This window comes from Micromonospora sp. D75 (assembly GCF_018070405.1).
GTDB classification, from domain to species: Bacteria; Actinomycetota; Actinomycetes; order Mycobacteriales; family Micromonosporaceae; genus Micromonospora; species Micromonospora chalcea.
The window spans coordinates 1-8,649 of record NZ_JAGPXV010000217.1 but is presented as its reverse complement, the minus strand read 5'-3'; the positions used below and the strand labels follow the sequence as shown (position 1 = coordinate 8,649).

At 74.5% G+C, this 8,649-nt stretch carries 9 protein-coding genes and 1 pseudogene; 7 read left to right on the top strand and 3 right to left on the bottom strand.

What is annotated here, in order from left to right:
- Both KBX39_RS15180 and KBX39_RS15175 read right to left on the bottom strand, forming a co-directional pair.
- Positions 1–178 (bottom strand): pyridoxamine 5'-phosphate oxidase family protein (locus KBX39_RS15180; protein WP_210871154.1); only part of this gene is annotated, 178 nt, incomplete at its 3' end.
- 39 nt (positions 179–217) lie between these two features.
- Positions 218–1,240 (bottom strand): LacI family DNA-binding transcriptional regulator, encoded by a 1,023-nt coding sequence (locus KBX39_RS15175; RefSeq protein ID WP_064446046.1) that lies wholly within the window; start codon positions 1,238–1,240, stop codon positions 218–220.
- Between the two features lie 104 nt (positions 1,241–1,344).
- Here KBX39_RS15175 and KBX39_RS15170 point away from each other — a divergent pair, with 104 nt between their 5' ends.
- The 7 genes from KBX39_RS15170 (at position 1,345) to KBX39_RS15140 (ending at position 8,060) form a co-directional block, all read left to right on the top strand.
- Positions 1,345–2,496 carry a Gfo/Idh/MocA family protein gene (locus KBX39_RS15170; protein WP_210871152.1) on the top strand — a complete coding sequence of 384 codons (1,152 nt, stop codon included), beginning with the start codon at positions 1,345–1,347 and terminating at the stop codon, positions 2,494–2,496.
- Positions 2,493–3,656 (top strand): dihydrodipicolinate synthase family protein, encoded by a 1,164-nt coding sequence (locus KBX39_RS15165; RefSeq protein ID WP_210871150.1) that lies wholly within the window; start codon positions 2,493–2,495, stop codon positions 3,654–3,656. The genes KBX39_RS15170 and KBX39_RS15165 overlap by 4 nt, the downstream gene beginning before the upstream one ends.
- On the top strand, positions 3,653–4,492 hold the full coding sequence (locus KBX39_RS15160) for a sugar phosphate isomerase/epimerase (RefSeq protein ID WP_210871148.1): 840 nt from the start codon (positions 3,653–3,655) through the stop codon (positions 4,490–4,492). The genes KBX39_RS15165 and KBX39_RS15160 overlap by 4 nt, the downstream gene beginning before the upstream one ends.
- Before the next feature lie 74 nt (positions 4,493–4,566).
- Positions 4,567–5,733, top strand: coding sequence for an SGNH/GDSL hydrolase family protein (locus tag KBX39_RS15155; RefSeq protein ID WP_113973991.1), 1,167 nt, complete (start codon positions 4,567–4,569; stop codon positions 5,731–5,733).
- Between the two features lie 64 nt (positions 5,734–5,797).
- On the top strand, positions 5,798–6,382 hold the full coding sequence (locus KBX39_RS15150) for an RNA polymerase sigma factor (RefSeq protein WP_157538988.1): 585 nt from the start codon (positions 5,798–5,800) through the stop codon (positions 6,380–6,382).
- Positions 6,379–7,191 carry a zf-HC2 domain-containing protein gene (locus KBX39_RS15145; RefSeq protein ID WP_210871146.1) on the top strand — a complete coding sequence of 271 codons (813 nt, stop codon included), beginning with the start codon at positions 6,379–6,381 and terminating at the stop codon, positions 7,189–7,191. Before KBX39_RS15150 ends, KBX39_RS15145 begins: the two co-directional genes overlap by 4 nt.
- Positions 7,192–7,265: 74 nt before the next feature.
- Positions 7,266–8,060, top strand: a complete 795-nt coding sequence (locus KBX39_RS15140) for an ABC transporter ATP-binding protein (protein WP_210871144.1) — start codon at positions 7,266–7,268, stop codon at positions 8,058–8,060.
- A 329-nt stretch (positions 8,061–8,389) separates the two neighbouring features.
- On the opposite strand, the pseudogene KBX39_RS15130 reads toward KBX39_RS15140, so the two are convergent.
- Positions 8,390–8,649: pseudogene (locus KBX39_RS15130) on the bottom strand (hypothetical protein); the annotation flags it as partial.

The following is an 8,649-nucleotide window of genomic DNA, read 5'->3' as shown; positions in this document are numbered from 1 at the left end:
GCGTGAAGCCCAGCGGGTAGTAGCGCACCGGCGTGGCCAGCGGGCCGTCCGGCCCGACTGTGGCGAGCACGCACATGTTCTGCGACGACAGCAGGTTGAGGATGCGTTCGGCGAGGCGGTCCCGGTCCAGCTTCCTCGTCGGCGCCGGCCCGGTCAGCCAGGGGTTCGTCAGCGGCACGGGGCGTCCTCGATCATGACGGCACCCTACCGGCCGGGTTCAGGCGCGGGCCGGCGCGGTGCTGGCCCGCAGCACCACCTCTGCGGGCAGGCGGGTGATCCGCCGGCGGCGGCCCGGGTTCTCGGTGAGCGCCAGCTCCATCGCCTTCTCGCCGAGCTGGCGCAGCGGCAGCGCCACTGTGGTCAGCGGTGGGGTGAGGTCGCGGACGATCGGGATGTCGTCGAAGCCGGCCACCGAGATGTCGCCGGGCACGGACAGCCCGTGGTCGCGCAGCGCCGCGTACGCGCCGACGGCCATCACGTCGGTGAGCGCGAACACGCAGGTGGCGTCGAGGCCACGGCCGAGCAGCTCGGTCATCGCCTGGTAGCCGCCGTCACGGGTGAACTCCGCCTCGGCCACCGCCGCCGGGGACAGCGTCACGCCGGCGGCGGCCAGCTCGTCGCGGAACCCGCCGAACCGGTCGGCGACGGTGGTGAGCTCGGACGGGCCGGAGAGCACGGCGAAGCGGCGGTGCCCGAGGCCGAGCAGCGCGCGGGCCAGCGCGGCGGCCCCGGCCCGGTTCTCCGGCAGGACGCTGTCGACCTTCAGGTTGCGGTGCCGGCTGACCACGGCGACCCGGCCGCCGCCGTCGAGGTAGGGCGTCAGCTCGGCGGCCAGCGCGCGATCCCAGCGCGGGTCCTCGAAGCCGGAGCCGATGAGCAGGATGGCCGGGGCGCGTTCGGCGCGCAGCATCGACACGTACGCGATCTCGCGTTCCGGGTCGCGGAACGTGCTGGCGAGCATGACCAGCAGGTCGTTGTCGGCGGCGACCCGCATGACGCCACCGGCGACGGCGGCGAAGTAGGGGTCGGTGACGTCGTGGCAGATCACGCCGACGCTGCGGTGCGACGCGCCGGCCAGCGCGCGGGCGTGGGCGTTCGGGGTGTACGCGAGCCGCGCGGCGGCGGCCAGGACGCGGTCGTGCAGGTGCGGGGTGACCCGCCGCCCGTTGAGCGCCCGGGAGGCGGTGGCCAGTGAGACGTCGGCCGCTCTGGCCACGTCTTCCAGCGTCACGTGCGGCATCGATGAGTCTCCCTGCGGAACATCTTGACCCGGTGTTCCGGCGTGGCTACGGTAACACCCTGAAAGCGCTTACTGAAAGCGCATTCACCGCTGGGAGGGGCACAGTGGAGCGCACACCCGTCGGGATCATCCTCAACGGCGTCACCGGGCGGATGGGCTACCGGCAGCACCTCGTCCGGTCCCTGCTGGCAATCCGCGACCAGGGCGGCGTGCCCGCGCGCGACGGCAGCCGGATCTGGCCCGAGCTGACGCTCGTGGGCCGCGACGCGGGCCGCCTGGCCGAGATCGCCGAGCGGCACGGGCTGTCGGCGTACACGACCGACCTGGACGCGGCGCTCGCCGACGACGCCCACCAGATCTACTTCGACGCCCAGGTGACCGCCGCGCGGGAGAAGGCGATCCGGGCGGCGATCGAGGCCGGCAAGCACGTCTACACCGAGAAGCCGCTCGCCGAGGACTTCCTCGCCTCGCTGGAGCTGGCCCGGCTCGCCGCCGCCAGGGGCGTCCGCAACGGCGTCGTACAGGACAAGCTGTTCCTGCCCGGCCTGCGCAAGCTCAAGCGGCTGGTCGACGGCGGTTTCTTCGGCCGGATCCTGTCCGTGCGCGGCGAGTTCGGCTACTGGGTGTTCGAAGGCGACTGGCAGGCCGCGCAACGTCCGAGCTGGAACTACCGCGCCGAGGACGGCGGCGGCATCACGCTGGACATGTTCCCGCACTGGCACTACGTGCTGGAGCAGATCATCGCCCCGGTCACCGCCGTCACGGCCGTCACCGCCACGCACATCCCCGAGCGCGTCGACGAGAACGGCGGCCACTACCGCGCCACCGCCGACGACGCCGCGTACGGCATCTTCGAACTCGCAGGCGGCATCGTCGCGCAGATCAACTCCTCCTGGGCGGTGCGCGTGCACCGGGACGAGCTGGTCGAGTTCCAGGTCGACGGCACGCACGGCAGCGCTGTCGCCGGGCTGCGCGACTGCCGCATCCAGCACCGGGGCACCACCCCGATGCCGGTGTGGAACCCGGACCTGCCGGTCACCGAGCCATTCCGCGCGCAGTGGCAGACAGTGCCGGACAACGGCGAGCACGACAACGCGTTCAAGGTGCAGTGGGAGGCGTTCCTGCGGCACGTCGTCGACGACGAGCCGTTCCCGTGGGACTTCCTGGCTGGCGCGCGCGGCGTGCAACTGGCCGAGGCCGGACTGCGCTCGGCCCGGGAGGGGCGGCGGGTGACGATCGAGGAGATCCCCCGGTGAGCACGCAGATCACGCTGCCGGCGCCGGACGGCGGCACCGAGCGGCTCACGCTGCGGGAACCGGCCGCCTGGCAGCGGCCGTCCGCGCCGCCGGCCAGCCGGATCGCGTACGCGGCGGCGCACGTCGTCGCCGACCCGTACGCCGACAACTCCCCCGGCCGCCCGGCGGGCCTGGACTGGGACGCGACGCTCGCGGTGCGGCGCGACCTGTGGTCCTGGGGGCTCGGTGTGGCCGAGGCGATGGACACCGCGCAGCGCGGGATGGGGCTGGACTGGACGGCCACCCGCGAGCTGATCCGGCGCAGCGCCGCCGAGGCCGCCTCCTGCGGCGGGCGCATCGTCGCCGGGGTGGGCACCGACCAGCTCACCGGCGTCCCGCGCACGCTCGACGAGGTCGTCGCCGCGTACGCCGAGCAGCTCGCGGTCGTGCAGGGGTACGGCGCCACGCCGGTGCTGATGGCCAGCCGGCACCTCGCCGCGCTCGCCACCGGCCCGGAGGACTACCTGCGCGTCTACGAGCGGGTGCTGCGGGAGGCCGGCGCGCCGGTTGTGCTGCACTGGCTCGGCGACATGTTCGACCCGGCGCTGTCCGGCTACTGGGGCTCGACCGACCTGGACGAGGCCACCGCCACGTTCGCCGCGCTGGTGCACGCCCACGCCGACCTGGTCGACGGCGTGAAGGTGTCGCTGCTCGACGCCGGGCGGGAGGTGCGGCTGCGAGAACTGCTGCCGCCGACGGTGAAGGTCTACACCGGCGACGACTACCACTACCCGGAGCTGATCGAGGGCGACGGGAAACGGTTCAGCCACGCGCTGCTCGGCGCGTTCGCGGCGATCGCCCCGGCCGCGTCGGCCGCGCTGGCCCGGCTCGACGCGGACGACAGGGCCGGGTTCCGGGCGATCCTCGACCCGACGGTGCCGCTGGCCCGGCACCTGTTCGCCCCGCCGACGCCGTACTACAAGACCGGCATCGCGTTCCTGTCCTGGCTCAACGGCCGACAGCCCGGCTTCACCATGGTCGGCGGCCTGCACGGCGGGCGCGGCGTCCCGCACCTGGTCGAGGCGTTCCGGCTGGCCGACGCCGCCGGGCTGCTGCTCGACCCCGAGCTGGCGGCCCGGCGGATGCGCGCGTACCTGGACGTGGCGGGCGTGCCCGGATGAGCGCCGATCCCCGGCTGGCCCGGCTGTCGCTCAACCAGCGCACCACGCAACGCTGGTCGGTGGCGCAGGCGGTCGACGGCTGTGTGCGCGCCGGCATCCCGGCGATCGGGCTGTGGCGCGAGCCGGTGGCCGAGATCGGCGTACCGGCCGCGGCGCGGCTCGTCACCGACGCCGGGCTGCGGGTGTCGTCGCTGTGCCGGGGCGGGTTCCTCACCGCCGCCGACGACGCCGGACGGGCCGCGGCCCTGGCGGACAACCGGCGCGCGATCGACGAGGCCGCCGCGCTGCGCGCCGCCTGCCTGGTGCTCGTCGTCGGCGGGCTGCCGCCCGGCTCCCGTGACCTGGCGGGCGCCCGGCAGCGGGTCGCCGACGCGCTGGCCGAGCTGGCCCCGTACGCGGCTGCGCGCGGGGTACGCCTCGCGCTGGAGCCGCTGCACCCGATGTACTGCGCCGACCGGGCCGTGCTGTCCACGCTCGGGCAGGCCCTCGATGTGGCCGAGGCGTTCCCGGCCGAGCAGGTCGGCGTCGTGGTGGACACGTTCCACGTCTGGTGGGATCCGGACGTGTGGCGGCAGATCGCCCGCGCCGGGACGCGGATCGCGAGTTTCCAGATCTGCGACTTCCTCACCCCGCTCCCGGCCGACGTGCTGCTGGGGCGCGGCATGATGGGCGACGGGCACATCGACTTCCCGCCGCTGCGCCGCGCGGTGGAGGCCGCCGGATACTCAGGCGACGTCGAGGTGGAGATCTTCAACGCCGAGGTGTGGGCCACCGACCCGGACCAGGTGCTCGCCACCATGACCGCCCGGTACACCGATCTGGTGCTCACCGACTGACTCAGTGTCACGAGTCCGGCCTGTCGGATAAATCAGGTGGCCCGTCCCCCGGATCCGGGGGCAGGATCGGGATCATGGCATCCCCGCACCTCACCACTCCGATCACCTCCGACCTGCTGCGCGGCGCGCTCGACCTGGAACAGACCGCCGACGGGGTGCTGCCGCACCGGCTGCCCGCGTGGGCCCGGGCGCAGAACATCGACCCGCAGCTGACGACGGCGGAGGCGATGCCCTCGGGCGTACGGCTGGTGTTCCGCACCCGCGCCACCACCGTCGAGCTGGACGTGCTGCCGATGAAGATGGTCTACCGGGGCACCGGGCCGCGTCCCGACGGCCGCTACGACCTGGTCGTGGACGGCCGCCTCGCCGGTCAGGCCACCGCCGGTGGCGGCAAGGTGCTCACCATCGACCTGGCCACCGGCACGTCCGGCATCGAGCCGGGCCCGGTCGGCACGGTGCGCTTCACCGACCTGCCCGCCACCGACAAGGAGGTGGTGATCTGGCTGCCGCAGCGGGAGATCACCGAGCTGGTGGCGCTGCGCACGGATGCGCCGGTCGAGCCGGTCGACACGGGTGACCGCCGGGTGTGGCTGCACCACGGCAGCTCGATCAGCCACGGCTCGGACGCGGAGAGCCCCACCGGCACCTGGCCGGCGGTGGCCGCCACGCTGGCCGGCGTGGAGCTGGTCAACCTGGGGTTCAGCGGCAGCGCGCTGCTCGATCCGTTCACCGCCCGCGCGATGCGCGACACCCCGGCCGACCTGATCAGCGTCAAGATCGGCATCAACGTGGTGAACGCCGACCTGATGCGGCTGCGCGCGTTCGGCCCGGCCGTGCACGGCTTCCTGGACACCATCCGGGAGGGGCACCCGGACACGCCGCTGCTCGTCGTGTCGTCGATCCTGTGCCCGATCCAGGAGGACACGCCCGGCCCGGGCGCTGTCGAGTTCGTCGACGGGAAGGTGCGGTTCCGGGCCACCGGCGACCCGGCCGAGGTGGCATCCGGCCGGCTCACGCTGCGCGTCATCCGCGCCGAGCTGGCCCGGATCGTGGCGTCCCGGGCCGACGCGGACCCGAACCTGCACTACCTCGACGGGCTGGAGCTGTACGGCGAGGCCGACTACGCCGAGCTGCCGCTGCCCGACGAGCTGCACCCCGACCCGGCCGCCGACCGCCGCATCGGCGAGCGGTTCGCCGCGCTGGCGTTCGGACCGAAGGGACCGTTCGCCGCCGCGCAGTGACGGACACCCGCCCACGGCGCGGTGTGACCCAGGTCACGCCGCGCCGTGATCCGTCGGAGGGGCCGTGAACGACCATCTAGGCGTGGGAGGAAGCAAACAGGACGAGGAGCGGCTGCTGCGGCGGGTCGCACGCGGCGACCTCGACGCGTTCGACGAGCTGTACCGGCGTACGTCGCCGTGGCTCGCGATCCGGCTGCGGCGGCGCTGCGCGGACGACGGCATCGTCGCCGAGGTCCTCCAGGACACGTACCTGACGGTGTGGCGGGCCGCCGGCTCGTTCTCCGGCATCCGGCGCTCCGGTGGATCGGACGCGCCGGGCGGTTCGGCCGCCGGCTGGATCTGGACCATCGCGGCCCGGCGCCTGGTCGACGCGCTGCGCCGCCGCGCCCGCATGCAGGAGGTGCCCACCGACGTGCTTCCGGTACGCAGCGCGCCGGCCGCCGAGGACGAGGCGCTCGCCGGGTCGTTCGGCTCGGAGGTAGGAGCCGCGCTGGACGCGCTGGCCCCGGAACTGCGGGCGGTGCTCGCCGCGATGGTCCTGGACGGACTGACCGTCCGGGAGACATCGGTCCTGCTGGGGGTGCCGGAGGGCACAGTGAAGAGCCGGGCGCGGCGTGCCCGCAACGCGCTACGGGAGGCACTGGCATGACCGCTCACGTTCCCCCGCCGGCACTGGTCGCATACGCGGCGGGCAGCCCCGACGACGCCGCCGCCTGGACGATCGAGGTGCACCTGGAGGGCTGCGCCGAGTGCCGCGACCGGCTCGGCGAGCTGGCCGCGCCGCCGCTGCGGGCGCTGCTCGGCGACGCCCGGGAGGCGATCCTGGCACAGGCCCGCACCGGGCCGCGACCGGTGCCCCGGCGACCGCTGCGACGGTGGTGGCTGCGCTGGACCGACTGGTCGTTGCTGGCCTGGGCGGCGATGACGTGCACGGCGATCCTCGCCGCGGTGCTGCTGGACCGCAACTACCCCGAGCAGCCCTCGACGGTGCTGCTGCTCGCGCCGGTCGCGCCGCTGGCCGGGCTCGCGGTGGCCTGGTCCCGACGCGCCAACCCGAACTGGGAGGTGGTCGCCGGCACCGCCCGCGCCGGGCTGGAACTGCTGCTGCGCCGTACCCTCGCGGTTCTGCTCCTGGTCGCGCCCGTGCTCGCGGTGGCCGGGCTGGCGGTCGGCCGCAACCCCGCGCTGTGGCTGCTGCCCTGCCTGACGTTCACCGCGGCGGCGCTGCTGCTCGGCAGCCGCGTCGGCGTGCCGCTGGCCGCCGCCGTCCTCGGCGGCGGCTGGCTCACCGCGGTCGCGGCCGCGTCGTTCACCGGCGACGCCGACGCGGCCCGCGCCGCCGCCGTCACCGAAGCCCTGCTCCGGCCCGCCACCATGCCCGCCTGGGCGGCGGCCGCCGCCGTGCTCACCGCGCTGACCGTGCTGCGCGCCGACCACCTGCGGCGGCCCGCCGGCTGACGCCGGCCCTCCGGAACCACGCCACGGCGCCCCGCCGGCGCCGCGGACGACCCTGCCCCGAGAAGGAGACGACATTGGTACGCGCAGTGAGCGCCGACGAGGTGGCGCCGACCCGGCACGCCTGGCGGATCGAGGCGGTGGGACTGTCGGTGAAGGCCGGACGGCACCTGGCCGTCGACAACCTCGGCCTGACGCTGGGCAGCGGCGTGCACGGGCTGCTCGGCCCCAACGGCGCCGGCAAGAGCACGCTGATGCGCGCGCTCGCCACAGTGGTCAAGCCGCACGCCGGAGTGCTGCGGCTGCTCGGCGCGGACGCCACCGCGTCCCGCGAGCTGCGGCCGGTGCGCCGCCGGCTCGGCTATCTGCCGCAGCAGTTCGGCTACTACCCCCGGTTCACCGTCCGGGAGTACGTCGAGTACGTGGCCTGGCTGCGGGAGATGCCGGCCTCGGCGGTGCCGGGCGCGACCCAGCGGGCCATCGACCGGGTACGCCTCACCGACCGGGCCGACGCCAAGCTCAAGTCGCTGTCCGGCGGCATGCTGCGCCGGGCCGGCATCGCCCAGGCGATCGTGAACGAACCGGACCTGCTGCTGCTCGACGAACCGACAGTCGGCCTGGACCCGGAACAGCGGGTCGAGTTCCGTGAGCTGATCCGCGAACTCGGCGCGGACGCCTGCGTGCTGGTCTCCACCCACCTGGTGGAGGACGTGGTCGCGGCCTGCTCCGACGTCATCCTGATGGACCAGGGCACCCGCGTGTTCCAGGGCCTGCCCGCCGACCTGATCCGCCACGGCGAGACCGGCGGCGTCGGCGACAGCGCCGCCGAGCGCGGCTACTCGTACCTCCTCAAGCAGCACCGGAGCGCCTGATGATCCGACAGGTACGCGTCGAACTGCGCCGCTCCAACGCGCCGACCATGGCGGTCCTGCTCCTGATCATCGGGATCCTCGGCGCCGCCAGCATGTACAGCTTCTGGCAGGGACAGTGGCTGCGGTTGGGCTACGTCCACTCCTCCGGCATGTTCCTCCTGATGCCCCTGTCGCTGGCCGGTGGCGCGGTACTGGGCCGCCGGGACCGGCGTACCCGCGCCGACGAGCTGATGAACAGCACCGGCCGGCCCCGCTGGCAGCGCGCGCTGCCCGCGATGACCGCGCTCGGCGTCGCCGTCGCGGCCGCGCACCTGCTCGTGCTCGCCGGCGCCGGCGCGGACCTGGACGCTGGCCAGGTCGACGTCCGGGTGGCGGCGCAGCACCGCCTCGACCTCGCCCAGCTCGATCCGCTGCCCGCGGATCTTCACCTGCCGGTCGGCCCGGCCGAGGAACTCCAGGCTCCCGCCCGGCAGCCACCGGGCCAGGTCACCGGTGCGGTAGAGCCGCTCCCCGGGCTTGCCGGAGAACGGGTCCGGGAGGAACCGTTCCGCCGTGCGAGCGGCGTCGAAGAGGTATCCGCGGCCGAGCC

Coding starts and splice junctions, on each gene's coding strand:
- KBX39_RS15175 (WP_064446046.1), bottom strand. CDS start 1,240: ATGCCGCACGTGACGCTGGAAGACGTGGCCAGAGCGGCCGACGTCTCA.
- KBX39_RS15160 (WP_210871148.1), top strand. CDS start 3,653: ATGAGCGCCGATCCCCGGCTGGCCCGGCTGTCGCTCAACCAGCGCACC.
- KBX39_RS15155 (WP_113973991.1), top strand. CDS start 4,567: ATGGCATCCCCGCACCTCACCACTCCGATCACCTCCGACCTGCTGCGC.
- KBX39_RS15145 (WP_210871146.1), top strand. CDS start 6,379: ATGACCGCTCACGTTCCCCCGCCGGCACTGGTCGCATACGCGGCGGGC.